This window comes from Candidatus Chlorohelix allophototropha, from assembly GCF_030389965.1.
In the GTDB taxonomy this organism is placed as follows: domain Bacteria; phylum Chloroflexota; class Chloroflexia; order Chloroheliales; family Chloroheliaceae; genus Chlorohelix; species Chlorohelix allophototropha.
In genome coordinates this window covers 164,246-191,227 of sequence record NZ_CP128402.1, presented here as the reverse complement: position 1 = coordinate 191,227, position 26,982 = coordinate 164,246, and the positions used below count along the sequence as shown (strand labels likewise).

The following is a 26,982-nucleotide window of genomic DNA, read 5'->3' as shown; positions in this document are numbered from 1 at the left end:
TTAAGTCACTCCCAATTCCTCAACGCAGTTAATTCGCACAAATCAATATTAGAACGTCACTATTTTTCGGGTTGGTTTGCCAAAAGGTACTAATTAGTATCAGTAGAAGAGGCGAGCTGCCATGAATCTCTATCAGAAAACAGCTACTCTGAATTGTGTTAACCCACTTTTTGTTCTGATATCGCGCCCTGAAGCTTTGAGAGCTCCTCCTCATCCAACTTATCGGTAGCTTGCACCTGTTTTATATAAATTGAGCAGCGCAACCAGGTAAAACGCTGCCGTGATTTAACCCCTTTTTACTGTGTTATTCGAATCTATACTTGAATAAAGGATTCAGGTGAGGAGAACATGAGTAGATTAATATCAAAATATTGTGCTTTCAGGTGGAGCAGTCTGGCGCTAATAGTCGGGTTGCTGTTTGGTTGTCTGACCTTTACAACCACGCCGGCCAGGGCTGCCAGTTTTACCGTTACCAACGGTAATGATAGCGGGTCAGGCTCACTCAGAGCCGCCTTTGAGGCCATCAACTCTTCCGATCCGGGCGCTTACACCATTGAGGTGAACCTTCCGGCTCCCAACATTATCAACCTGAGCACTTTTCCTTGGGCGGATGACTCTCTCAATGCCACCTATCCCTTTAATGTTTACAACAGGGATATTACCATCGAGGGGCACGGCGTAACGATCCAGAGGAAGGCCGGAGCTGACTGGCGAGCAGCTTATGCACTTATGTACATGGTGGATGCCAGTGCCAAATTGACGTTGAATAACCTGACCATGCAGGGAGGTGTGTTGGGAGGTATTTACAATAAAGGCACCCTGGTGGTCAACAATTCCACGATTCGGGGTAACCTGAAACATGGAATTTACAATAGCAGTGGTACGGTCACGCTTTCCAACTCCACCATTTCCGACAATGGCACCCTGACTTCCTCCAATGGAGGGGGTATCTGGAATTCGGGAAATCTGACCATCCTTAACTCCAATATCTGGAGTAACCAGGGGTTGGACGGTGGTGGAATCTACAATTTAGTTTCTGCAAGGCTTTACAACTCTACCGTCTATGCAAATCTGGGTGATGGGATTTATAATGCCGGGGGCGATTTGACCGTTGCATATTCCACGGTTGCCAGAAACGTCTCCAACCACTCCACCGGAGGGATTTTCAATAATTCCGAAGCTTACTTGAAGGGAAACCTGATCGCCGGGAACACTACCGTCTATGGCGGTGATCTGGGCGGTACATTTGGTACGTTTCATTCGCAGGGGTATAACCTCGTACAAAACCCGGACGGATTTAGCGGTCTGTCGAACGGGGTGAACAACGATCAGGTGGGAGTTAACCCGCAGATTGAATTCATCAGTGACAATGGAGGACCAACCAATACTTTGGCGCTACCGCTCGGCAGCCCGGCCGTGGATGCGATCCCTGTTTCGGAATGCCAGGATGACCAGAGTCAACCTGTGACCACCGATCAACGAGGGGTAAGCCGGCCCAGGGGTAGTGGCTGCGATATCGGCGCTTTTGAGCTTGCCGGTATTACCACACTGACTTCTTCCCTAAACCCGTCCTTTTTTGGGCAGAGCGTGACCTTCACCGCCAGGGTTACCAACATCAGCGGCGCGCCCACCGGCTCGGTGGAATTCAAGGACGGTGCTACCACTTTAGTCAATACTCCTCTGGACAGCAGCGGGGTGGTCACCTTTACCACTTCAAATCTGGGTTATGGAGTGCATACCATTACTGCCTACAATTACGAAACTTCTAATACTCCCGCCATTAGCGCCGGTGTTTTGAAACAAAGTGTAAATAAAGTAGAGCAGACCATCAGTTTTGCGCGGTTAGCCACTAAAACTACCGCCGACCCTCCCTTCCAGCTGACTGCTACCGCCAGTTCCGGACTACCAGTGAGTTATAGTGCAGCCGGACGGTGCAGCGTGAGCGGCAGCACCGTAACCCTGACCGGAACCGGAGTTTGTCTTATTACTGCCTCCCAGCCCGGTAACGACACCTATCTCCCGGCTCAGGCGGTAACACAGGGCTTTGCCATTACTTCAGGCCCTCCCGGCCACGTGGTGGCCTGGGGGGAAAACAGTTATGGGCAAAGCAATGTACCGGACGGGTTGAATAATGTGATTGCCATCTCCGCCGGTGCGCAACACAGCCTGGCCCTCAAGAGTGATGGTACCGTCGTTGCATGGGGTAACGGCAGTGGTCAAACCGATGTCCCCAACGGGTTGAGTGGGGTAATTGCCATCTCTGCCGGAACGAACCACGACCTGACGTTGAAGAGTGATGGCTCGGTGGTTGCTTGGGGCGATAACAGTTCTGGGCAAAGTACGGTGCCTGACGGGTTGAGTGGGGTGATTGCCATTTCCTCGGGCGGTAACCACAGCCTGGCACTCAGGAACGATGGGACGGTGGTGGCCTGGGGCGATAACAGTTCTGGGCAAAGTACGGTGCCTGACGGGTTGAGTGGGGTGATTGCCATTTCCTCGGGCGGTAACCACAGCCTGGCACTCAGGAACGATGGGACGGTGGTGGCCTGGGGCGATAACAGTTCTGGGCAAAGTACGGTGCCTGACGGGTTGAGTGGGGTGATTGCCATTTCCTCGGGCGGTAACCACAGCCTGGCACTCAGGAACGATGGGACGGTGGTGGCCTGGGGCTGGAACGAGTACGGACAAACCAATGTCCCAAGCGGGTTGAGTGGCGTGAATGCCATCTCCGCCGGTGACTTCCACAGCCTGGCACTCAAGAGCGATGGGACGGTGGTTGCCTGGGGCTGGAACGAGTACGGACAAACCAATGTCCCAAGCGGGTTGAGTGGCGTGAATGCCATCTCCGCCAGTGGGTACCACAACCTGGCCCTAACAAAGGCCCGCCAGACGATTAGCTTTGAGCGAGTAGTGCCCAAGACTACCGCCGACTTTCCCTTCCAGCTCGCTGCCACTGCCAGTTCCGATTTGCCGGTGAGCTACAGCGCAGCCGGGCAATGCAGCGTGAGCGACAACACAGTCACTCTGAAGGGCGCAGGCACTTGTCTTATTACCGCTTCTCAACAAGGAAATGAGAACTACTTCCCGGCACCGGATGTCACGCAAGGCTTTGCCATTACTTCAACCCAGCCCGGTCACGTGGTGGCATGGGGATATAACGGTTTTGGGCAAACCAATGTACCGGCCGACTTGAGTGGAGTAATTGCTATCTCTGCCGGTTGGTTTCACAGTCTGGCCCTCAAAAGTGATGGTACCATCGTCGCATGGGGTGATAACATTTATGGGAAAAGCACGGTACCGGATGGGCTGAGTGGCGTGATTGCCATCTCCGGTGGTAGTGAGCACAGCCTGGCCTTGAAGAGTGATGGGACGGTGGTTGCCTGGGGCGATAACGCCGGTGGTCAAAGCAATGTCCCCAACGGGTTGAGTGGGGTGATTGCCATCTCCGCCGGACTTCAGCATAATCTGGCCTTGAAGAGCGATGGGACGGTGGTTGCCTGGGGTTTTAATGGCTATGGTCAAACCAATGTCCCCAGCGGGCTGAGTGGCGTGATTGCCATCTCTGCCGGAGAAATTCACAGCCTGGCCTTGAAGAGCGATGGGACGGTGGTTGCCTGGGGTTTTAATGGCTATGGTCAAACCAATGTCCCCAGCGGGTTGAGTGGGGTGATTGCCATCTCCGGTGGTCAGCATCACAGCCTGGCCCTCAAGAGCGATGGGACGGTGGTTGCCTGGGGCGATAACAGTTCTGGGCAAAGCAACGTGCCGGCAGGCTTGAGTGGGGTTGTAGCCCTCTCCGCCGGTTGGGCCCACAATCTGTCCCTCAAGAGCGATGGGACGGTGGTGGCCTGGGGCGATAACAGTTCTGGGCAAAGCAATGTACCGGATGGACTGAGTGGGGTGGTTGCCATCTCCGCTGGCTGTCAACACAGCTTGGCCCTAACTACAAAGGCCCGCCAGACGATTAGCTTTGAGCGAGTAGTGCCCAAGACTACCGCCGACTTTCCCTTCCAGCTCGCTGCCACTGCCAGTTCCGATTTGCCGGTAAGCTACAGCGCAGCCGGGCAATGCAGCGTGAGCGACAACACAGTCACTCTGAAGGGCGCAGGCACTTGTCTTATTACCGCTTCTCAACAAGGAAATGAGAACTACTTCCCGGCACCGGATGTCACGCAAGGCTTTGCCATAACTTCAGTCCAGCAAGGTCAAACAGTAGTAGCCTGGGGATGGAACGGTTCTGGGCAAACCAATGTACCAGTTGGCTTAAACAATGTGATTGCCGTCTCCGCCGGACTTCAGCATAATCTGGCCTTGAAGAGCGATGGGACGGTGGTTGCCTGGGGCGATAATGTTGATGGTGAACTAGATGTACCGGTTGGCTTAAACAATGTGATTGCCATCTCCGCTGGTCGGTCTCACAGTCTGGCCTTGAAGAGCGATGGGACGGTGGTTGCCTGGGGGTGGAACCAGTACGGACCATTTATCCCGCCACCGGTAGGCTTGAGCAACGTGATTGCCATCTCGGACGGCGTTAATCACAGTCTGGCCTTGAAGAGCGATGGGACGGTGGTTGCCTGGGGCAATGACAGTTTTGGGCAAAGCAACGTACCGGCAGGCTTGAGTGGGGTTGTAGCCATCTCCGCCGGTAGCGTCCACAGCCTGGCCTTGAAGAGCGATGGGACGGTGGTTGCCTGGGGCTATAACTTTTATGGGCAAAGCAATGTACCGGCAGGCTTGAACAATGTGATTGCCATCTCGGACGGCGTTCATCACAGTATGGCCTTGAAGAGTGATGGGACGGTGGTTGCCTGGGGGCATTGGCTACCGGCCGAGTTGAGTGGGGTGATTGCCATCTCCGCTGGTGATGGGCACAGTCTGGCACTCAAGAGTGATGGCACCCTCGTCGCTTGGGGTGATAACTCCAGTGGTCAAAGCAATGTCCCCAGCGGGTTGAGTGGGGTGATTGCCATCTCCGCCGGTGGGGCCCACAATCTGGCCTTGTCTACAAAGGCCAACAGTACCATCAACCTGATTTCCTCACCCAATCCTACTTACGTCGGGCAGAGTGTGACCTTCACGGTCACGGTAACATCCGGCAGCGGAACTCCTACCGGTTCGGTGGACTTCAAGGAGGGTGCTACCACCCTGGGCAGCGGAACCCTGGACGGCAGTGGTGTTGCTACTTTCACCACCAGCAGCTTCGGTATTGGGAATCACAAAGTGGTGGCGGTCTACAGTGGCGATAGTAGCTACGTGGGTAGCACTTCTGTGGTAGTAAACCAGATTGTCCAGGGGGTTGGTAGCAAGACCACCGTAACCACAGCTCCTAATCCCTCAGTAATGGGGCAAGCTATTAGCATGACTGCTAAAGTGACCGGAGATGATGGAGGCAAGCCTACCGGGGACGTTGGTTTTATGTGGAGTGATGGTAGTACTGCTAATATTGCGGGCTACAGTCCACTGGTTGACGGAGTAGCAACTTACTCCCTCACCGGTCTACCGGTGGGTACCTACCAACTTTGGGCATCGTATCTGGGCAATACCCATTATGCAGACAGCACCTCCAGTGATGTCAGCCAGATTATCTCTAACAAGCTTACCAGTGTCACCACCCTGACTTCATCATCAAATCCCTCTACTTTGGGTCAGAGCGTGATCTTCACCGCGACGGTAACTTCTAGCAACGGTATTCCTACTGGGACGGTACAGTTCAAGGTGGATGGTGTTAACCAGGGGGGAACAGTGAATGTAGCCCAGGAGGGTAAGGGTAGCCTGGCAGTCCCGGATTTGTCGGTGGGAACCCACCTCATCATGGCGGAATACAGTGGCGACGCTACTTATCAAGCCAGCAGCACCACCTTTACCCAGACCGTGAACAAGCTGGAAAATATCCTTACCCTTGTTTCTTCACCCAACCCCTCTACGGTTGGGCAAGCTGTGACACTGACGGCTACGGTCACCCCAGCAACAGCCACCGGCAGCATTACCTTCAAGGATGGAGGTAGCGACCTTCAAACTGTGGCTTTGAGCGGTGGCGTGGCGAGTTTCACCACCAGCAGTCTGGGGGTGGGAAGCCACACTCTCACCGCCAGTTATGGAGGTGACAGCAACTACAACCCCAGCCTTTCTAGCGCTCAAACCCTCACGGTGGTTAATCCTCCAAACCCGGTGCCTGTTATTACCTCGGTCAGCCCAATATCAACAACAGTGCAAGCTGTAACTACACAGATTACCGTAACGGTGACCGGTAGCGGATTTATTCCCGGTTCGGTAATCCGCTTGAACGGTACTGACCTTGCGACTACCTATATAAACCCTACCACCTTATCAGTGGTTATTCCGGGTGCTCAGTTGAGCACAGCCAGAGTAATATTGCTTACCGTATTTAATGGTACTCCGGGAGGTGGTACCTCTAACCCGCTGGCCTTCTATGTCACCCCTGTGGGAACAGCAGTGACGAGTTCTAGCACTGCTACAACCGCTCCTGGCAATACTACGGCTACCGCTACTACCGGTGGCACGGGTACTCTCACGCCCGGTAATGTTACCCTGCAAGCCAGCGGTGGCAGCGGCACGGTGAGCGTGGCGATCTACTCCTCCAATCCCACCGAACAGACTGTTTTCCAGAGTGGCACCGGTTTCTTCGATGCCTATATTGCGACCGGCTCCAGTTTCACGGGGGCCAGCCTGAGCCTCTGTAATACCGGCGGGGGCAAACGAGCTTACTGGTATGATGGCACAGCCTGGCAACCCGCCAGCAGCCAGTCCTTTAACCCCAGCACCGGCTGTATTACCGTCACGGTCAATGCAACAACCTCCCCGAACCTGTCGCAACTTACCGGCACCTTCTTCGCGGTAGGTTATATGACCACCACTACCAGCCTGACCGCTTCTCCTAACCCCTCCACCTTCGGGCAGCAAGTGACTTTCACCGCCACGGTTACTCCGGCAGGGGGTGGCAAGGCTACCGGTGCAGTGCAATTCGCAGTGGATGGTCAGACTGTCGGGCAGGCGGTAGCGCTTGACTCCAACAGCCAGGCGACACTGTCTACCACCGCTCTGACCACCGGAAATCACACTATCACGGCTGTCTACAGCGGTAGCGACTATTTCAGTGGCAGCACATCGGAGCCGGTTAGCCAACTGGTGAACCAGCCCAGCGCGACCGCTACCACACTGGTAACTGATCCGGCTCAAGGAACTTTTGGCGGTACGGTTGAGTTGAAAGCCACCCTCACCGCCAATGATCAGCCTGTGAGTGGCAAGAGCATCAGTTTCAAATTAAACGGTCAACCGGTCTGTGGCGGAAATAACCTGCCCCCATGTCCCACCACTACCGCCACCGGGGTAGCCACCCTCTCCAATGTCAGCCTGATCGGCATTGATGCCGGAACCTATAATTCGTGGATAGCCGCGAGTTTCACCGGGGATAGCACTTACGCTGCCAGCAGCGGTACAGGTAGCCTGACGGTCAACGCGGCGGCTACCACCACCACCCTCGCCAGTTCAGCGGCTAGTCCAGTGTACGGACAAGTGGTGAATTTCACAGCCACCGTCAGCGGACCCGGCGCTCCCATCGGTACTTTCTCCTTCTCCCTGGACGGGGTTGATCAGGGTACGGTAAGTCTGAACGGTGGCACTGCTTCCTTTACCCCCGCTGGTCCGTTGGCGGTGGGTAGTCACTCCCTCAAGGCTACCTTCAACGATGGGAATAATTATGCCTCCAGTAGTGCTACCCTTTCGAACCTGGTGGTCAGTAAGGCAACTACTGCCCTTAAACTGACCTCGGATAACAATCCTTCTATGATAGGGACGGTGGTGAACTTCACTGCGCAGGTGAGCGTGGTGTCCCCCGGTGACGGTGTTCCTACCGGTAGCATCACTTTCAGTCTGGATAACGGCGCTATCACCGGCACCGCAAGTATGGATAACAGCGGTGCGGCTACTTTCAGCACTGATAAGCTGACTGTCGGTAGCCATACTGTGGTAGCTAGCTACGGTAGTGATACCAGCTTTGGCTCTTCCTATGACCAACTGAGCCAGACTGTTACCAACCTTACTCCAGGGCTGGCTGTCAATAACACCAGGATATCATATGGCGGAACGGCCACGTTGACTGCTCTGCTGAATAGTAACAAGGGCAGGATACCGGGCAAAACCATCAGCTTTAGCGTGAATGGCAAGGCAGCCTGCAATTCTACTGGTCTGCCCAACTGTCCGCAAACAGCCAGTAATGGGGTAGCGACCCTGAAACTGAACCTGGGAACGGCGGGCGTGAAACAGGTCCTGGGTGATCTGCTGCCCGGAAACTACCCGATCACGGCCCGTTTCGCCGGAGAAAGCGCCTACCCGGCTGCCACTGGCAGCGCCACCTTGGTCGTCACCAAACTTACCGCTAAAGTTATCCTGGGAAACCTGGTACAGACCTATGACGGTAATCCCAAGTATGCCAGTGTGACGACCACCCCGGCTAACCTGAAGGTGACCGTGACATACAGCCAGGGTTTCAAAAAGGTAGCACAACCTATCAATGCCGGTTGGTACCTAGTGAAAGCAGTGGTAAACGACCCGATTTACAGCGGGACGGCCAGTGGTATCCTGGTTATTAATAAGGCTGCCGCGACCATCAAGTTGGATCAGGTCAGTCTGACCCAGGTATATGACGGAAAGCCCAAAGCGGTAAAATATACGGTAACACCAAACGGAATTGGTTTGGAGAACCAGGTAGTGGTGTATTACAACGGCTCCGCTATCCCACCAACCAGACCAGGCAAATACAGTTTGGTGGCAAAGTTATACAGCCAGAACTACACTGCTCCTGATGCTACCGGCACTCTGGTAATCCAGGGTATTGCGCCTAACGTAACCACCGGGGAAGCCAAAACTATTAGTGGGAACTCCAGCACTTTATATGGAACGGTAAATGCCAACTACGCCACAATTAAAGCGCTTTACTTTCAGTGGGGAGAGTCACAGAACAGCCTGACAGGACGATTAGCGGTTAGCGCTACGGTAACTGGGGGCAACAATAAGGCGGTCAGCACAACCCTCAAAGGTCTACAATCAGGGAAAACCTATTATTACCGGTTGGTGGTGGAGTACAGCGGTGGCAGTAGTCCGGTATTGGGAGATGTCAAGAGCTTCACCACAATGTAAATAAGTAAAATATCCGGATAGCCCGGCTCAGTTGTTAGGCTAACAGCTGAACCGGGTAAAACGGTGTAGTTCTTTAGTTATGCCTCACCGAAGTGAGTCGTGGTGGAGGTAAAATCTGACGAGATTTGGGAGGAGCCGGACTATTCACCCGGCTCTTTCCAAATCTCGTCAAAATAACCATAAGTAGGATAACCTTTGTGAGGAAGCCGCTTACTCTGTAATTCTTGTTGACAGCTAATTAAGGGGTTGTGCTAGTTACAAAATTAGCCTCAAGTTCCTTAAGTAAATCTCTGATTTTAGCCTACTCTGTCAGATTTTGAACCAGTTTTGAGTTTAACTAGCACAACCCTATAATTAAGAAAGAAGGGCGGATTTTTATATTGACCGTTAACACGGGTAACGTTCTAAATCCCTGACTGCATTTGGTGCATTTATAAGTAATGGCAATCGACATTACAGGAAGTTACCTCCATCGCTATTCCAACGCAGTTTTCATTTCTCGAAATTGTAGGAATTGCTATGCGTTTTGTGGCAGAGAATATACAGAGCCGAAATAAATATCGCTATACACAGTTGGCATTACTGCGCCAGGTATATACGCAAAACCACTTGGATTACGTGGTGGTAATTGTGTTCCAGCGAATTTCGGATTTCTGTAACTTTTGCTGCTGGGTTCTGTCATTCCGAGCGAATTCGATACCTTTCAAGAGGGTATAGGTGAATCTAAAAACAAGATTCTTCCCCGCTGCGTTCCTTTAGAATGGCAAAGCCCGTTAACGGTAAGCGGTGGAAACAACTTTTTGAATTTGAATGGTACCACTCTGGCCTGGGTAAGCGGACCGCCCATGAATTCGGCTCAAATGCCTTGCTGCTGCCTGCCTCCCGGGAGCGGGGCAGCAGGTAGCTGATAAAAAAGGTACTCGCCCAGCTTTATATCGGAGGATCAAACGGCAATTATTGTTTTTAACTACAAACTACCCGATGTTTTTATCAGATGCTACCAAGAAAGATTAAATTTATGGATAAAAAAACTCAACCCCATAATAAATCCGCTTCGGACAGAAAATCGCTTTTTTCAGAAACTGCCCAGATAGAACAGGTTGAAAAACCGCCGGAGTTTAGGTCTACCAGTAACCTGATACAACTTCAAAACAAGCGTCCGGCGATATCAGGCCCGGTGACACCAGAAAAAATTCTGTCCCTTCAGCGCACAGTAGGCAACCGTGTCGTGCAACGCCTGCTGTTTCCAAACCAGATCCACCCGACTCAAGAGCTAAACCGTCAAATTGGAGCCATTGATCCCGAGATACAACGGACTTTGCCTGAGGCTGCAACTTATACTAACCTCGATCCAACCGATGCTTTATTAGTAGCAGTCGGCACTGCAGTACAAAACTACAATACGGTCGTGTCCGATAAACTCAAAACTGCAGCCCAGTACCAGACAGCCATGAACCGGCTACAAGGGGTAGACCGGGCAATTTATGTCTGGTTCAATCAGGTATCGGGGGTTAATCAACGTCTCAGCGCCAGCCCACACTATGCCACCGTAAAAAGTTTGACGAGTGCTACTGAAAAAGAGCACGAAAAACTGATTGATTCGACCAAGAACATGCTCGATGTGCTGCCTTTTGATGATATAGGGCTTCTAGAGCCGGAAAAAACCCAGTTAAAAACTCTCTGGCAAGAAATTGTGAACAACAGGGGGAAAATTCAGATATTAGGCTCCACCTCCTACAAAAAACGTGTGCGAGCCGAACTCGCCAAAATCCTTTCTAGCCCAACGGGTCGGAGAATGCTGACTTTCCTCAATACTCCAAAGCCTGGGGAAATAAGAGGGTCGCTTCAAGCCAAACTCAACAATATTTACATCTCCGAAAAACTAACAAATTTGCCTAAGGATGTCAGGAAAGCTTCCCCAGATTTGGTAGAGCAGATAGGATCGGAGGCTACTCCGCTGGGCATTAAGGATTTGGACCCATTACGTAGCATCGAAGCCGTTACCGAGGTAACAAGCAGCCCTATTGATCCGCTTGCTGCCCCACTGGACGCAACGGAATACCCTTCCGTTGACTCGACCCATTTATCGAACGTTCGTGAGGCGGCCTGGGGTGGAACAGCCCGTGGTTTTGCCATCAACGGCAAAAAGTATACTTTTAATGCTAACACAACAGGAGCATATGTAACCTCATTTCCAGGTCAGTCCCTGGATGCGGCCAAGGGTACTCGCAACGAAATTTTTAATCCGAGCTGGGTTACATTGGGTCACGAACTCGGACATGCTGCCAATTTTAAGGCAGGCGCAACCACTCTCAAAAAAAATGAATTATTGGATCCTCTTACCAACAACAATCCCGACTCAATGATCTGGGACAATCCAGAAGAGTTGCTCAATATCGAAAATGTAGAAAATGCTTTGCGTAACGAAAGTGGACTGACCGAACGTGAAGGGCATCAACCTCCTGCCTGGGCAGGAAATTTAGTTAGACCGATCAGAGCCGCCTTAGAAAAGCCGCTCAATGAGTTATACCAGAGTGATGCTGCATGGTATGATTTACCCCAATGGTTTACTCTTTATACTAAAATCCATAGCCAAACTAAGGCTGCTGAACTGCTCGATGTGGATAGACACCAAGAGTTACAAGATGAGGTTGAAGCTTTCAAAATAAAATGGACACCCAAAAAGTTTAACGCATGGAAAAAAAAGGTAGCCCTCCATTAGGCTAGCTTGGGCAATCCTGGTTAGAAGCTGCCACCAATGGTGGAGTCATCTGAATCAGAACCAACGTAAACATAATCTCCGGTTACATAAATTGCTCTAACCTGTCCTTCTGGATTGACCGCTTTTACCAACCAGGCCAACCGGGAAGGAGAGCGATCATAGCTTAGAACCGGTTGGGTTAATGTTTCCCCGGCAACCGCTAAAGTTCGAACCTTGTTAGTAATGGTCGCCTTATCAAGCCAGAACTCGGCGGAGGGACAACCCTCTATAGACCCCGGGCGACGCTGGAAAGTAGAGTACCGGATTAGTTGAGAATTGGCAGCCAACTGTAGAAAGCCGGTTATATGCTTTTCTATCGTAATTCCCACAAACCAGCCTTCTATCTGTAAGGTAGCGCCAACAATCGGTATTGGCGTTTCCACTTTGCCGGATTCTTGCACCAGCTTATCTCCGGTTATTCCCTCCTTGAAAAGTTGTATAGCTCGGTGGTATATCTTCTCGACCTGTTTATTATCGGTCATTATTCCACCCCTCTTTATTATATAGCGGTAGCATTCCCATCCTACTGCCGGAAATGCTACAGTGTATCTATAACCTCATGCTAGAGTACATGCGCGGTAAATGTGCGGTAATAGCTCATATTGGCAAAATTTTCCCAGCGTGTTATCACACCGTTGGTCGGCGGCCACGGATGTCATTTCGCGGGGTATACTGAAAGGGAAATCGCGGCAAGAGTGACAAGAAAGTAGCGGGGGAAGTGTACCAGAGGTGCCAATGAGCAGGTACTAAAAAGCCAATCCAGTTGGGGCAGTTTGGGTGGAGCGTTTTGCCGAAGGGTTTTCCGCCTCGCTTTGGCGATGCGGTCACCGTTCTCGCGCCCAAACAAGTTGGACGCTCATCCGGTGCTATAGAAATTTCCTGGTACAGTGTAGCCGCAACTTCTTGGGACAAAGCTCAGGCTCTTAATCACTTTTGATGATCCAAATTAGCAAACCTTAAGCAGTACGCTGATATAGTACTCTGTGGCTCAGTAAATCGAGCTTCGCCCTACCAAACATGGCTCTTTTCAACCATTTTAAACGATTAACCTGACCTTCTGTCTGACCATTTGAACGGGTCGCCAAATATACCCAATCAACTCAATGAAGATGAATATTTTCAGGTTACCCATCCTTTTCACCCATTGACTGGTCAACGCTTCGTGCTTCTTTCTAAAACTAACACTTACGGTGAAAGCCGGGTTTTCTTCCTTGACCCTTCCTCGACTAAACTTCGTTCGTTACCCGCCGCCTGGACTGACCAGGCGCCACTTGACCCTTTTACCCGTTTAACTGGCGGTCAAGCTCTTCTCCGCCTTAGTGACCTGCGGAAACTGGTTCAATTTCTTGAAAACTGGGATAATCACTTCCCCAAACCCCAATTTGAGTAGGTTTGCCACAAGGTTCTTCAGGAGGTAGGTTATGAACGCCCAGGAAATTAAACCGCGCCAGTTACAAAGGTTAGCTTGTTTGTATGTCCGCCAGAGTACTCTGCAGCAAGTCCTTGAAAATCGCGAAAGTACGGCCAGGCAATATGCCTTGCGTGACCGTGCTATCGCACTTGGTTGGATTGCCGAACGGATTGTGGTGCTGGATCAAGATTTAGGTCATTCTGGCACTTCTGCCAGTGACCGGGTAGGCTTTCAACGACTGGTAGCGGAAGTCGGTTTAGGTAAAGTTGGGCTGGTTCTCGGTCTGGAAGTATCACGGTTGGCACGCAGTTCAAGTGATTGGCATCATCTCCTTGAAATTTGTGCCCTGACTGGCACACTCATTCTCGATGAAGATGGCTTGTATGACCCAGCTACTTTCAATGACCGGCTTCTACTGGGACTAAAAGGCACCATGAGTGAAGCCGAGTTGTATATCTTGCGAGCACGCTTACTCGGTGGTATCTTAAATAAAGCCAGGCGGGCTGAACTAAAACTGCATTTGCCAATCGGTTTTTGCTATACTGAAGATAATCGGGTGGTGCTTGACCCCGACAAGCAAGCCCAGGCGACTATTAAACTCCTTTTCCAGACTTTCCGACGTACCGGCACTGCCAGTGCGACTGTGCGTGCTTTCCGCCAACAAAACCTTGCTTTCCCGCGCCGTTTAAGTAAAGGCGTGCATAAGGGGGAACTGGTCTGGAATGATATGAGACACGATGATGTATTGCGAGTGCTGCATAATCCGGTTTACGCCGGGGCTTTTGTCTTTGGTCGTACCAGAACCAACAAAACTGCTGATGGCAAAATTCATATTGTGGCTTTAGCACAAGAGGAGTGGCAGGTAATGATCAAGGATGCCCATCCGGCTTACATTAGTTGGGAAGAATACGAGGGTCATTTAAGCCAACTACGCGCTAACAGCCAGGCGTATACTCCCAAGCACTTAAATCCACCTAGGGAAGGACCAGCCCTATTGCAAGGGCTGGTAATTTGTGGGCAGTGCGGTGAGCGGATGACGGTACGCTATCACCAGCGCGGTGGGCAGCGGGTCGTGCCAGACTATGTTTGCCAAAAAGCCGGGATTAGTGCAGGAACGGCACCCTGCCAGAGGTTTTTAGGACGCGATTTAGATGCGGCAATTGGTCAAGTTTTGCTGGAAATGTTGACACCAGCTTTGGTTAATCAAGTTTTGCAGTGGCACGCGGAACTATGCAGTCAGTTGAGCGAAGCTGAACATTTGCGCCAAATGGAGGTAGAACGGGCACAATACGCGGCTGATTTGGCTGGCAGACGTTTTATGCGGGTAGACCCCGACAACCGGTTGGTGGCTGACTTGCTTGAGGCGGAATGGAATGCCAAATTGCGCGACCTCGCTAGTGCACAGCAAGCCCTGGCGCAACAACAGCAGCAACAGGAAAGCGAGGTCAGTCGCAAGGAAAGTGAGCAAATGAGCCAAATGTTGGAGCAATTCCCACGGTTTTGGAACGACCCGACAACCCCAGTGCGGGAACGTAAACGGATACTCCGCTTGGTGGTCAGTGATGTTACCGTCTTAAAAACAACTTGTCTTACGGCTCACATTCGGTTTGTTGGTGGGGCAACTCGTAGCATTGAAGTGGCCTTACCACCAGCGTTTGCCCAATCCCGTCTAACACCAGTACAGACCCTGGCAGAAATCGATCGTTTACTAAATGACTACCGTGACTCGCAGGTAGCTGTACAAATGAATAAAGCTGGTTACAAGACTTTTGCTGGTTTGAGTTTTACCACCAGTCTGGTTAGTGCTCTGCGGCGCAAACATGGTCTGAAAGATTTTTACAGCCGCAAGCTGGCTGAAGGCTGGGTAAGCGCCGAAGAGTTAGCGCGGCAGCTTAACGTGACCGGAGCGACCATCTATCGCTGGCAGCAGCGTAAGTTGTTGGAGGGCGTAAGTTATGATGAGCGGGGAAGTTGCTTATTTCGTCCTCTTCAAACGCCACTGACTTCCCAGGCTCGAGGTCGTAAAAAAAGCTAAAATTGTGTTTCAATTAAGCACAGGAGGTGCAGTATGCAGGACGCTCGTTACTGATTTCCAGCGCTACCCCGGCTTTCACCGCTTCGTAATCTCGCTCTAGACTAGCAGCAAATCGTTCGAACTCACCAATGTGGCTCTCTTTAGCTAAAAGTAACCATTCATCCAACTCTTTTACCAGATGCTCCCTCAGCAATACCTTGCAACGCTGCGCCAGTTCCTGCACCGCTAAGGCCTGTGGATGTAATTGCAGCAAAACCTGACGGACTAATAAATCTGCTGGTTTAAGCTTCTTATCTTCGTGGAGTAACAGCCAGGTAGCTCGTCTAGCGGAGAGTGGGCGCAACCGCAGTCGCAATTTTGGTAAACGATCAGAGCTTTCTAACCCATTAGATTCAGGAGCAGGAAATTTTGCCATAGCCCGATAAACACTGAAAACGGTTCCAGTATAACCCTGCTCCCTTATTTCCAGCCACAACTGTCGTTTATTGTAAAAACCTGATTGCCACCGCTCGGTTAAATACCGCAGATAAGGTGTGACCGAAGAAAGTACTGCCACTCTTTCTGGATCCCGCTTTGGAAGTTGCTCTGCTTGAGTGTATCTTTTTACCGTTTTACGATGTAAACCCAAGTGAGTAGCAATCGCCCTTTGAGAGTAACCCTGCTGATGTAACTCTTTCACCTGTTCAAAGTTAAGTTGACGTTGACTAATCGAAGTCGGTTGGTTTTCTACTGGTGCTGTACTGGCAAATTCCTTTTCTACCTCTGTATGGTTTCCAACTGTTTCTAATTTCACATTTTCATCATTGCTAAGGGGTGGAATGGCAACAGAAGTTGCCCCGATATCTTCTCTTTCTAATTCCGCTATTCGCAAGGCTACTGTTCCTAAGGCTTTACTATTACCTTCAAAAACTCGTTGCAGCATCTCTGCTAGATTTTGTAATAAATGAAATTTATCGGCTACCTGCACCGCTTGAGGTGCTGCTAAAGCTGCTGCCTGAGAATAAGCACTGGCGCGATCCCGGCTAATAAGCGCGATTTCAGGATGCTTCTCCAACCAACTTACCACGGTTTCTTTGGTACGATCTGGCAATAAGGCTACTGGTCGGTGACGTTCTAGGTCAATCACAATGGTGCCATACGCTTGACCTTTACGAATAGCCCAATCATCGATCCCAACCATCTTGATTAAACCTTCCTGTGGCAAGGGGCTTCGTCGAATACTACGCAGCAGGCTGGAAGGTCTTAGACCCATCCCTAATCTATCAGAAACTGAAGCCCCGGCTTGTCCGCCCAGTTCAAAGGCTAGTTCAGTTAATTTCTGCCATAAGCGTCCGGTTCGTCGAGCGTAAACCGCTATCGTCGGTGCCAGCCTTTCTACAAAAATCTTCCGCTTGCAGCTTGGATTGATACAAAAAAAGCGTCTTAGCTTCAAAGTTAGTAATACTGAAATAGCATTCCAGGGTAAATCTTCAACCCGCCGAGTGTAGTGGCTATGAACTTGTCTGGTTTTGTTACCACACAGCGGGCAAAGCACTATTGGGTTGGTAGAAACTAACTCAAGGTTAATAAGATGTGATTTGATTTCTACTCTATCTAAATGCAAGTGTTTAAGCTCAGGTAAAAGTGATTCTAGGTCAATAGAAATAGCAGTCATTTGTTTCCAATTATTTCCTCTATTAGTATTAGTCTTTTTGTCCTAAATTATACCTGAACTGACAATACTAATTTGGATCATCAAAAGTGATTAAGAGCCCTGATAATATACCAGATTTCCCAGTTTTTAGCCTTTTTGCCCACCTAAGACAACCTTGATTTCTAATCCATCCCTGTTGCTAGGTAGGCATATTTTCCTCCCGGCAGATATTTACTCCAGTCAATGCAGCTTCCAGTATTTTTGTTATTTGGGGTCGGATACTGTCCTTTACGCTTTGCAGAACTCATGTCAGTTACTCTGTTCGCATCTGCTACCGTAAATTGATCCAACTCAAGCATACGAGCCAGATAAGCTGGATGGTTATTAATACGATTGTCTGCTTGTACTCGCTCAATTAGCTTCACAATATCGGCTCTGCTACGTCCGTTATCCCTAGCCAGTTGCGCTAGGATAGGAGCTCTGAACTTAGAGATGCCCTGCTCCAAGAGCAGCGGAAGCAATGATTCAGATTCGCCACCATTGTTTCTCATAGATTGAATATTATTCCGTTGAGTATGGGAGCAGTTATCGCTATCCTTTACCTGTAAGTTGACCTTAGAGGAATCATCACACACTTGCTCAATCTGTTCCTCATTTTTTTCGGAAGTCGATTCTACATGTGTATGATCATGTATTTCATGTATTTTCTTTTCATGTGATTCGTCTGCACTTTTCTGCATACCTACTTCTGCAAAATCCTGCTTATTCCTAGAGCTATTTTCTGCAGAGGATGTGGCATTTTTCCGTCGCTTTGTATCAGGCTTCTCAGTAGTTATGTAAAGTTGGTAGATATTGGTTTGCCCTTCGCTGGCACGGCTTTCGATGCCAATTACTCCGGCTAACTCTAACTCTTTCAGCAGATCGCTGATTCGACGCACTTTCAGACCCATATCTCTAGCTAAACGTTGGTGGCTGGGCCAGCAGGCTTTAAACTGCCGGGCATATCGTAACAGTGCCACATACAGCTTGAAAGCGGGGGCGCTTATATCATAATCTAGTAACTCCACTGGAATCTGTATAAATTGCCCACAGGTTTCTTTCTCTACCAGACCTTGTGAATACTTATTTAAAAACTCACCGTTTGACGCTATTGCATTTTGCGCGGTTTTCATAGTAAAATCTCCTTGTATTTTTAGGCAAAAGAAAAACATGCACTCAGCGTGTGTTACAGGGGTTGGGAACCATGGGTCACACTCTGATGCCGGAAAAAACGAAAATCTTTGCTTAGGTTGGGCTGTGCTGTAACACAACCCAATTTTTATTTACCTCGAATTTTCGTCAATTTATTTTGTTTTAGCTTTTCACTACAATTTTTAGTTGCCTGCTTTTTCTAACCCTCCCTTATCGCACCTTCCTACTTTCAGGCAGATATGGTCATAGGATAATGCCCAGATATCAATATAGGTCATAGATCGGTATTCCCGATCATGTTTCCCTTCTGCTTGCTGGAGACGATTAACTATAATTGTTATTACCTCCGGCAGAACGGGATTTATTGTGATTGAACTGTGCCTCATGGCAGAGCCCAGGGTATTTTCTAGGGTTAATTCTCCGACTCTTTCGGATGGCTGCTTCCAGGCAGCTTTAAGAAAGCTGAAGAGGTGTCTCCAAGCGCTATTTTCTTTGGGGCGGGAGGTTATTCTAGGCAGAAGTGCCGGGTAGGAAGAAACATAGCCTACGCCAAGCCACTCGTAATGTGCTGTCCACATCGGAGTGACCATGCCCAAATGCTTTGGACTAATACAACCCAATGTCAGAAAATTGAGCATAAACTACACCCCTAGCCCTTGACATGGAGTCATGCTTATGTTAATCTTTTACGTGAGAGGACAAATCCTCAGGAAAAGATAACACAAAACCCTCCCTGATAGGGCAAGTTTTAGAGAAAATCCCGCTAGGCCGCCAAGCAAACCGGGATTTTCGGTTTTATAAGCCTTTTTTGGCTGACCGGTACAACGCCGGTAACCTTATCTCTATAATTTCGAGTTGCAGCCGATACCCCACACCGTACATAAGGATTCTAATTTTGAAGTTGATATCAGGTGAGCTTGTCCAAAGTATTGTTACGGCATTATACCCCATGATTTGTTCATCATGCGAGTCCCAAATTCTTAAGGCATAATATATCGGCTGCTCTTAGTCTTCCCAACCCGTTTCAGAACACCCCTTTCAATTAAAAGTTCTAGGTCTTTTTGCGCGGTGCGTTCCGCAACTCCGGCTATCTTGGAGTACATAGGTGATGTTAGTGAACCGTGCTGATGCACATACTGCATGGCAATTCTCAATCGGCTTTCTTGACTCCCACCTACTACCTCTTCTGGCGGAGGTTTTAACAACCCACGCCCTTGGAACGTAACGATGAATTCTTCCATCTCCCTAAAGGTTGGTGTCGGAAGTTCCAACCGTTTGGTTTCATTTAGCATAAAGCGCACACCACTGCCAAGTTGCTCAATGTAGCCACCTGGCCATCGGCTCAGTAACTGTGCCAGAATGGGATTGCGTAGGCGAGAGATCACCTTTCCTCGTTCCATCATCTCTACTTTTATACCGGGCATAAGCAGACCAGGGCTGTGTATCTCGATCCGATCTGGATAGAAGAATAGCCGAATCCGCTCTCCATGGCGGCTGTAATCCCGATGTACCACCGCATTTACTATAGCTTCTCTGAGCGCACCAATGGCATGTTCCGGATAGTCGTGCCGCTTCCAGCCGCTGATTTCTCCAGCCACTGTCATATGTCGGTTCAAAAAAGCGATACAACCGTCTATCAATTCTGGCAATGTCCCAGTTACAACCCGCCTATCCAGAAAGCCGCCTGTGCCCAGTTCATCCTTCAACAATACGCAAGAGATTTCAGTATGAGGCAGGTACAACTGTGGCTCATAGCCAAAGAATAACAAGCCAGCGTTTGTGGGTATTACGAGATTGTTTTGCTCAACCGCGCATTTAAGCGCTAATAGTATTCGTTCCGGAGTATCGAATCGATTCTGGTATTCTTGCTGCTTAAAAGCCTCCCTCTGCTTCAAGAACAACCCAACCTTTTGCATATCTAGATCCGACATAGTAGTACCTGTTGCCGATTGTAGTTCCCAATGCAGAATTCCCCTTTCATTAGCCAGCCGCATGACCTCGTCCATAGTAAGAGGGTGCGTATTAGTACCACGTCTCACCCAGAAAACACCACTAGCTTGGTAAATCGGACCGGTGCTGGGGGGAATGGTGGCTACTACCACTTTTTTCCCGTCTAGGTTAAATACTTCTGGTTCATGTGGGGTGAATTCAAACATAGGCGTAATAAAGCGGGTGGCTCGGTAGAGAGTGTCAATAGTCGGAGAGGGGTCAGTGCCGACTATCCGTAAGGTTGCATCTTCCACACCTATAATAATATAGCCGCCTTTGGCATTGGATAGACCAGCAATACGTTCGGCCAACTCGGTGGGGCGAGGGGCGTTTAGTTTTAACTCTACCGAAGAGCTTTCCCCTTCTTTAATCAGCTTTCTGAGTTCTGTTTCCAATAACGACTGCATGCTCTTTGCCTATTAATCCCGCATTATTCCCGTTACCAATGCGGGATTAGTGCGGGATTCTAACTAACTATTTTCCAACAAATGCCGTAACTGTCTGTATATACAGACATATGTGAGATTTATAACAATACTTAAAGTGATTTCACAAACTCTATTTTGTAAAAACTTCCAAAAGTGTCTGTATATACAGACATATGTGAAAATCATAACAAATCAACTAACTCTTACCTATATCTCACCGTTGACCCTGCTTAATTGTTCTTCTAGGCGGGTAAGATCGTTCTGTAATTGTCTTACATATCCTAATAACTCCCCGTCTATCACCTGATCTTGTCCTGCTGTCGTCTGCCACTTTCGTATAATTGATATCACCACGCGGTATTCTCCTTCTGGCAATTTGCCAGGAGAATGGCGCAACCTTTCTCTGATGCCCTCAGTGGTGATTTCCCTGGAAAGTACCCCGTTTATCAGGATCTGGCGTTCCTCCGGATTTTCCAGATGCGAAATCTCGCGGGCAGCTCTGAGTGTGTCAGGACGACGAGCTACCATCTCTCGGACATCCTCTGGCGCTTTAAGTAAAGCCAACCGATTCTCGATATAACTTTTGTCCTTCCCGATTTTCTCGGCCAGCCCCCGGATAGAGTAACCCATCTCCTCGGTAAGAGTTCTAAAAGCATCTGCTTCTTCAAGAGGATCAAGATCTCGACGCTGAATATTTTCTGCCAGACCTATCTCGATCATTTCCTCGTCCGAGTGATCAGAGATTTCACACGGCACATTTTCCAACCCAGCGATAGCGGCGGCGCGTAAACGTCGCTCCCCGTAAACCAACTGGAAATAGCCATCCTGGGAAGAATCTGGGCGCACTCTCAGCCGACTGATAAACCCCTGTGCTGTAATAGAGGCAGCAAGGTCTTCCAAATCTTCAAAGCGTCGCCGCGGTTGGTAAGGGTTTGGGCGAATGCGGGCTATTGGCAAATTCTGTACCACGGTCTGGCGTGGTGCAATAAGAGCCTCTAGGTCTTCCAGGCGTGCCTGCTCGTCCTCTATCCTTGTGCTCTGTCCAAAACCGAAACTTTTACGCTTTGCCAAACATTACCTCCAGATTGTTCATCCCTATTTGCGATGAATTTCGTATCTTATTTCTAAAAAGCAATTCTTTAGAGGATTGCCGGGTTACCTAAAAGCAACTACTTTACGGTTACTTTGCTGGACAGCACTTCTGCCGCCAGTGCTCTGTATGCTTTTGCCCCTTCACAATTTGGGTCATATTGCAAAATACTCTGATGGCGAGCCTGTGATTCGGTAAACCTCACCGAACGTTTGACCATCGTATCAAAAACAGGCACTTTGCTACCGAAGGTTTTACGCGAATATGCAACTGCCTCGCGATTTATAACCACTCGCTGATCAACCATCGTCAATAGAATACCAGTTATCTGTAGTTTCGGGTTAAGACCGGAACGACGCATAAGCTGAACCTGGTCAAGAATTAAAGAAACCGATTCAGTGGCTAAATATTCAGCTTGTAATGGAATGATGACCTCATTAGCCGCTACTAGAGCATTTACCACCAATACTCCCAGATAGGGTAGAGTGTCAATCAGGATGAAATCGTAGCGGGAGGCTATTGGTGCCAAAAGTTTTTCTAAAACTTGCTCCCGTTGAATCGCTACAGCTAATTCATCGTTTGCAAGATTTAAACGCGCGCTGGTTGGTACTAGGTCAATATTGGGAGCGACATTCTGGATAGCGAGTTCCAATTGTGACTCGAAGCGGGTCAGGAAATATTTGATAGCGCTGTAAACAGTATGCTCTAGATCGGCAGGACGCAAACCCATTGCTTGAGTCAGATTTCCCTGAGGGTCAAAGTCCACTAGTAGCACTTTTTTGCCTTGTTCAGCCAACGCCGCTCCTAGATTGATGGTCGTGGTAGTCTTGCCCGTCCCACCTTTTGGGACACCAATAGCTATAACACGTGTCATATGTTCTCCTTCATCAGGTGGATTAGAATGGGTAGGGCGGCGTTGGCCATCCCTTAAAAACCTTTCAACCTCCGAAGGTAATACCAGCCATTGATTACCGACCCGACGGGCATGCATTCGACCATCCCAGGCGGCTCTACGCAACCTGTCCGGCTTTACTCCGAACTGGCGGGCAACTTCTTGGATGGGAATAGGCTCTTCCAGAATAGACCTCCTTATCGTGAAAACATAGGTTCGCTAGCAATATCTTAACATACTTTCACAAACTTGTGAAGATGTGAAATGGAATTATTGTGCAATTTATTTATCGCAATGTTTAGGCGGTATGGCTATTATTTTGGCAGCAAGTCAATTTGTTTAGGCTTCATTTCAACTTGACATAAATAAATATAATACAACTACACTCTCCTGTTTTCAAAAGTACAAGCGCCTTGTTTGTTACCCCAATGCTAAGGTATTGGTGTGGTCTCTTTTAATTTAAGAGCCAGCGCTTGCAAGGCTTCCACCATGGCAGGATTGCGTCCATTCTCTTGCGCTGCAAACCCTTCCGCCAGTTCTACCAGAGCAGGGAGTTTATCCTGATGCTTCGCTTTCAGGGCAGCCAGTTGCACCGCATCAACCTGCAACATCAGTTGTAGGATACCGATCAAATAGCGCAGTTTGGCGGCTTCCTCACCCTCTGCCCCTACCTCGCCCTTTGCCAGTTGCACCATCGTCTCGTAATTTTCGCTCACCCCGACCTGCACTTGTCCCTCTGCCTCAAATTCCTCCCCTGCCACCTGCCTGAGCATACTCACCAACGGTGCCACCAACTCCTGTCGCGCTTGCTCCGACATCGCCTGAAAGTGGGGAATAAAGCAGGTGACTCGCCCCGGTTGGTACAGCACAAAAGGTACCAGCAGATAACCACTTTGCCCGCAGTGAGGGCAGGTACTCCGGTTCAACTCCGCTTGCTTGAGCGCCTCAAAAGCAGGGCTACCGGGCAGTACAATCGTGTGTACCTGTGTTTCAAAAGGCTTGCCACACTGAGGGCAATCTAGCGGGTAAGGTTGTGGCGCAGGGTAAAGCAAGAGCGGTTCCTTTCAATAATTCTGACAAGCTTGGGGAGATATGCAAGGGATTTAGCCTGTTGGGTAAACGTATCTATGACTGCTTGCTGCACTGCAATTGTTAGGCGCAGCAATGCGTTTTCTTCTTTTAATTTTAGTAGTATACTTTCGTGTTCGGCTGTCATTGCTAAAGTTTACCAAACCAGTCAAGCCTACATATTTGACCCTCCCAGAGTTGTTACTATTACAAAGCCTTAACCACTCTTTAGAACTTCAGTACTGACCACTCATCGTAGTATTGTTTTGATTCCCTCTAGTAGGCGCACTTTAAGATCTGTACTGGTAAAAGGAACATCAGGGCGATGAGGTTTTTCACCGATTTTAATCCTAATTTGGTTGACCTCTTATCGTAGCAATAGTTTGATTCCCTAAACCCATAGTTGACAACTTAAGCTCCAACTGAATTTGTCAAGATAATTACGATGCCACTCAAAGTGGTCAATTTTCAGTAAAAATAATTGTTTGGCAACAAAAAGCCTATAATTTGCCCGAGTAGTAATTGCCAAAGCAGTCAGATTTGCGAAAATTAAGAACATATCAGCCAAAATTGGTATGGAATTCGCCTAAAAATTCCTAGTTTTGTACTTGATAAGTCAGTCAAATCCTTAAGTTGTCAGCTATGCTCAAAACCCCAGTTATTGTGAGAGTTGTGCCAATAGATTACCAGTGAACCAGGAACCGCTTCCGGTCAACTCAAGGCTACTATCTTCCAGCCATTTTACCAACCCATGCTCTAGCCATTGTTTGATCAACTCGGTCTTGTGTAAAATAGCTAATTCTTCGACCAATGCTGGTTGTAGCTTTCCAGATAAAAGGGCTACCCTGAATGGCTGTAACCTTGATTCAATAAAATTCCGTTTCAGCCCTCCCTCTAGACCAGGTAAACCTTCTCGGGCATCTCTTAGGTAGGGCGCGTAACGAGGGTGTCTATAATGATAGTCCCCAAAAACACCATCGGCGATGGTTCCTACTGCTAATAAATCCTCATCGCGTGTTGGAAAAGTAAAATATATATTTTTATCTCGGCAAGTAGCCCAATGGTTGAAAAGATTTTTTGAAAATCCCCGCATTTCTAGAATTTGCACTCCGGCTAGGAACATCAGGAAATTGGGCAAATGGTTTTGCTTAGAAAGCTCGTTTTTCTCTGCCCATCGGCTATTTTGTGGGTAAATTAGCAATTCGTATAGCGAAACCCCATCAACACCTGCTTCAAGCAAGGTTTCAAGACCGGTGATAAAGCCCTCTAGAGTCTGATAAGGTAACCCACACACAAGATCAACCGTTACCACCCAACCCAGTGCTAGGGTATCCTGTATTTTCTTCACTACTTCGTCCGGGGTATTTCTGCGCCCTATTTCTAGGCGCACTGGTTCCTCAAGACTTTGCACTCCGATATGTAATCGCCGAAAGCCCAAGCGGTGCATTTCAGTTATCACGCCGGGAGTCAGAGACTCAACGGTGGATTCCAAAGCCCATTCGGTATCAGGAGAAATATTAAAGAGTTCTTTGCAACACTCTACCAGCCTTACCAAGCCTTTTTCTCCCAAGAAGGTGGGAGTGCCACCACCTAGGTGTACGGTTGAGATAGGGCGTTCTCGCAAATTACCTTGGTTGCTCCACAGGCTTAGTTCGTAACACAGGCGTTCTACGTAGGTCTCAATATGTTGTGCCTGATGCCCACCTAATTTAAAGGAATAGCTATCGCAAAAACCGCACTTGCTAGAGCAGAACGGCACATGTAAATAAATGCAAAACGGTTTAGAATTATTGCTGGCAATTGCAAAGTTCTGGCATAATTTGTTCCAAGCTTGTTCACCTGTATCCTTATAAGGACGTTGTGCCCAAGGAGGCAAGGGGAGTAACCACTTGTTTATATCGTAATTGGGTGACAGCAACAGCCAATCGCGTTTTAACGCAGCTAAGTCTAGTTTAGAAGAGGCATTTCTAAAAAACCATTCAAAAAAATTGAGCTGTTCTGGGTTTACCATCGCCCCACCTCCTTGCCAGTTACTCCTGACAAACGGAAGGCATCCTCCTTTATAGTATTAGCTATTTCCTGAAGTTGAACACTTATAAGCATTTGTTGAACCAAACAGCGAAAACTCTTTTCTGGTATATTCTCTTCCAACACGCAAAAATCTGGACAACCACGCGCACAGTGATAGAGGTTAAAACAGCTTGAGCATTGAGGAATGGTATTTTGTAAAGTTTGCCTCAGCATCCGAACTTTTGGTTGGTCTATATTGAAAACCCCATCATTTTTCTCAAACTGACCTATCAAAAAATCATTTTGACCGTGCCGAGTGGTGTGCGCGGTCTTGAAACAGGCTGTAGCTTCGCCCCCTGGTAACAGATGCAATACATCTCGCAGCACTTGGCAATATGGACCATGAATTTCACCGGGACGGCTACCCGACATTAACAAGCGAACTCCATAATCCCTTGCAATTTTTCTTGCTTCCAGAAAAGCTTCTACAAAGTCCCCTGCCATTTCCGGTTCGAGAACACCCGTGGCTCTCCCACCCCGATAAACTGGCTCCACGTTTATTTCCTTTGGTTCGATCTGGCAGCACAAATATCTGGAAATAGCGGGCAGTAGAAATAGCGTCTGTCGCGTAACCGTAACCCTGACATGCAGTGTTTTTCCCGATTCACGCACGATTTGCGCCGTCCGTTCCATTTTTGGAGAGCTATCACATCCATTCCGTAGTGGTCGCTGAACCGCCTGTACTGGAGGGGGACCGTCGCAAGAAAGGCTGATCAAGTCAAAACGCTGTGCCAACCACCTTGCTCTTGCCTCCTCCATAACCCCATTGGTCGAAATATACCGGAATAAAGCCAGACCATATTCAGTAGTCAGTTGTTCCAACCCATCCAACAGAGTATCCAATATAGGTTGCTCCAGAGTAGGTTCACCACCGCCAGTAAAAGCAACTGTTAAAGGGTATTTCTCTATCAAGCAGTTTTCCGCTACAATTTTTGCTGCTGCCAGTGCAACTGTCGGAACCAATCTTTGCGGCTGTTCCTCCCCGGATTCTGCAAAACAATAGACGCAGGACAGGTTGCAGCGATTGCTAAGGTAAAGGGTCAATCCTAGCGGGGAAAAGGGTCGGTTTTGCTGCTCCTCTAAGGTTTGTTGCGCCCGCGCGGCATAATTGCGCAACTCAGCTACCTCTTTCCAGTATGCCGGATCGTTTGAAATTAAATTGTTTTCGAAAACTGGCGCTTGGCTTGCTTCGACCAAAGTCAAGTGTAGAATACGGGAAGGAAAGGAAAAGGATTCCGGGATAAAAATGCCGTTTTGG

At 48.9% G+C, this 26,982-nt stretch carries 15 protein-coding genes; 5 read left to right on the top strand and 10 right to left on the bottom strand.

Features of this window, described 5'->3' with window-relative positions:
* Positions 1 to 348: 348 nt before the first annotated feature.
* Both OZ401_RS25240 and OZ401_RS25235 read left to right on the top strand, forming a co-directional pair.
* Entirely contained in the window at positions 349 to 9,156 is an 8,808-nt protein-coding gene (locus tag OZ401_RS25240) for an Ig-like domain repeat protein (RefSeq protein ID WP_341472172.1), read from the top strand.
* A gap of 1,018 nt (positions 9,157 to 10,174) precedes the next feature.
* Positions 10,175 to 11,878: a M91 family zinc metallopeptidase gene (locus OZ401_RS25235; protein WP_341472171.1), complete on the top strand. Its 1,704-nt coding sequence runs from the start codon at positions 10,175 to 10,177 to the stop codon at positions 11,876 to 11,878.
* A gap of 20 nt (positions 11,879 to 11,898) precedes the next feature.
* Here the strand turns inward: OZ401_RS25235 and OZ401_RS25230 are convergent, their stop codons facing one another.
* Positions 11,899 to 12,399, bottom strand: a complete 501-nt coding sequence (locus OZ401_RS25230) for a hypothetical protein (protein ID WP_341472170.1) — start codon at positions 12,397 to 12,399, stop codon at positions 11,899 to 11,901.
* 305 nt (positions 12,400 to 12,704) lie between these two features.
* Between OZ401_RS25230 and OZ401_RS25225 the strand changes: the two genes are divergently transcribed.
* The 3 genes from OZ401_RS25225 (at position 12,705) to OZ401_RS25215 (ending at position 15,363) form a co-directional block, all read left to right on the top strand.
* Complete coding sequence (locus OZ401_RS25225) at positions 12,705 to 12,854, top strand: hypothetical protein (RefSeq protein ID WP_341472169.1); 150 nt, start codon at positions 12,705 to 12,707, stop codon at positions 12,852 to 12,854.
* Between the two features lie 132 nt (positions 12,855 to 12,986).
* Positions 12,987 to 13,307, top strand: a complete 321-nt coding sequence (locus tag OZ401_RS25220; protein WP_341472168.1) for a DUF5372 family protein — start codon at positions 12,987 to 12,989, stop codon at positions 13,305 to 13,307.
* A 31-nt stretch (positions 13,308 to 13,338) separates the two neighbouring features.
* Positions 13,339 to 15,363, top strand: coding sequence for a recombinase family protein (locus tag OZ401_RS25215; protein ID WP_341472167.1), 2,025 nt, complete (start codon positions 13,339 to 13,341; stop codon positions 15,361 to 15,363).
* A 13-nt stretch (positions 15,364 to 15,376) separates the two neighbouring features.
* Here the strand turns inward: OZ401_RS25215 and OZ401_RS25210 are convergent, their stop codons facing one another.
* The 9 genes from OZ401_RS25210 to OZ401_RS25170 all read right to left on the bottom strand — a co-directional run bounded on the left by OZ401_RS25210 (position 15,377) and on the right by OZ401_RS25170 (position 26,927).
* Positions 15,377 to 17,017 (bottom strand): ISL3 family transposase, encoded by a 1,641-nt coding sequence (locus OZ401_RS25210; RefSeq protein ID WP_341472166.1) that lies wholly within the window; start codon positions 17,015 to 17,017, stop codon positions 15,377 to 15,379.
* Positions 17,018 to 17,178: 161 nt separating this feature from the next.
* Entirely contained in the window at positions 17,179 to 18,168 is a 990-nt protein-coding gene (locus tag OZ401_RS25205) for a helix-turn-helix domain-containing protein (RefSeq protein ID WP_341472165.1), read from the bottom strand.
* 201 nt (positions 18,169 to 18,369) lie between these two features.
* Positions 18,370 to 18,825 carry a hypothetical protein gene (locus tag OZ401_RS25200; RefSeq protein WP_341472164.1) on the bottom strand — a complete coding sequence of 152 codons (456 nt, stop codon included), beginning with the start codon at positions 18,823 to 18,825 and terminating at the stop codon, positions 18,370 to 18,372.
* 342 nt (positions 18,826 to 19,167) lie between these two features.
* Positions 19,168 to 20,583, bottom strand: a complete 1,416-nt coding sequence (locus OZ401_RS25195; protein ID WP_341472163.1) for an ATP-binding protein — start codon at positions 20,581 to 20,583, stop codon at positions 19,168 to 19,170.
* 228 nt (positions 20,584 to 20,811) lie between these two features.
* The gene (locus OZ401_RS25190; RefSeq protein WP_341472162.1) at positions 20,812 to 21,675 is read right to left on the bottom strand and encodes a ParB/RepB/Spo0J family partition protein; all 864 of its coding nucleotides are present in this window, start codon (positions 21,673 to 21,675) and stop codon (positions 20,812 to 20,814) included.
* A 98-nt stretch (positions 21,676 to 21,773) separates the two neighbouring features.
* Positions 21,774 to 22,754, bottom strand: a complete 981-nt coding sequence (locus OZ401_RS25185) for an AAA family ATPase (RefSeq protein WP_341472280.1) — start codon at positions 22,752 to 22,754, stop codon at positions 21,774 to 21,776.
* A 263-nt stretch (positions 22,755 to 23,017) separates the two neighbouring features.
* A complete protein-coding gene (locus OZ401_RS25180; protein ID WP_341472161.1) occupies positions 23,018 to 23,638 on the bottom strand; it encodes a CpXC domain-containing protein in 621 nt (206 codons plus the stop codon).
* A 674-nt stretch (positions 23,639 to 24,312) separates the two neighbouring features.
* Entirely contained in the window at positions 24,313 to 25,665 is a 1,353-nt protein-coding gene (locus tag OZ401_RS25175) for a radical SAM protein (RefSeq protein ID WP_341472160.1), read from the bottom strand.
* Positions 25,659 to 26,927, bottom strand: coding sequence for a radical SAM protein (locus OZ401_RS25170; RefSeq protein ID WP_341472159.1), 1,269 nt, complete (start codon positions 26,925 to 26,927; stop codon positions 25,659 to 25,661). Before OZ401_RS25170 ends, OZ401_RS25175 begins: the two co-directional genes overlap by 7 nt.
* Positions 26,928 to 26,982: the final 55 nt, after the last annotated feature.

What these genes read in the sequence shown, in the direction of transcription:
- OZ401_RS25240 (WP_341472172.1), top strand. Translation starts at nt 349, where the DNA reads ATGAGTAGATTAATATCAAAATATTGTGCTTTCAGGTGGAGCAGTCTG.
- OZ401_RS25235 (WP_341472171.1), top strand. Translation starts at nt 10,175, where the DNA reads ATGGATAAAAAAACTCAACCCCATAATAAATCCGCTTCGGACAGAAAA.
- OZ401_RS25230 (WP_341472170.1), bottom strand. Translation starts at nt 12,399, where the DNA reads ATGACCGATAATAAACAGGTCGAGAAGATATACCACCGAGCTATACAA.
- OZ401_RS25215 (WP_341472167.1), top strand. Translation starts at nt 13,339, where the DNA reads ATGAACGCCCAGGAAATTAAACCGCGCCAGTTACAAAGGTTAGCTTGT.
- OZ401_RS25210 (WP_341472166.1), bottom strand. Translation starts at nt 17,017, where the DNA reads ATGACTGCTATTTCTATTGACCTAGAATCACTTTTACCTGAGCTTAAA.
- OZ401_RS25205 (WP_341472165.1), bottom strand. Translation starts at nt 18,168, where the DNA reads ATGAAAACCGCGCAAAATGCAATAGCGTCAAACGGTGAGTTTTTAAAT.
- OZ401_RS25200 (WP_341472164.1), bottom strand. Translation starts at nt 18,825, where the DNA reads ATGCTCAATTTTCTGACATTGGGTTGTATTAGTCCAAAGCATTTGGGC.
- OZ401_RS25195 (WP_341472163.1), bottom strand. Translation starts at nt 20,583, where the DNA reads ATGCAGTCGTTATTGGAAACAGAACTCAGAAAGCTGATTAAAGAAGGG.
- OZ401_RS25175 (WP_341472160.1), bottom strand. Translation starts at nt 25,665, where the DNA reads ATGGTAAACCCAGAACAGCTCAATTTTTTTGAATGGTTTTTTAGAAAT.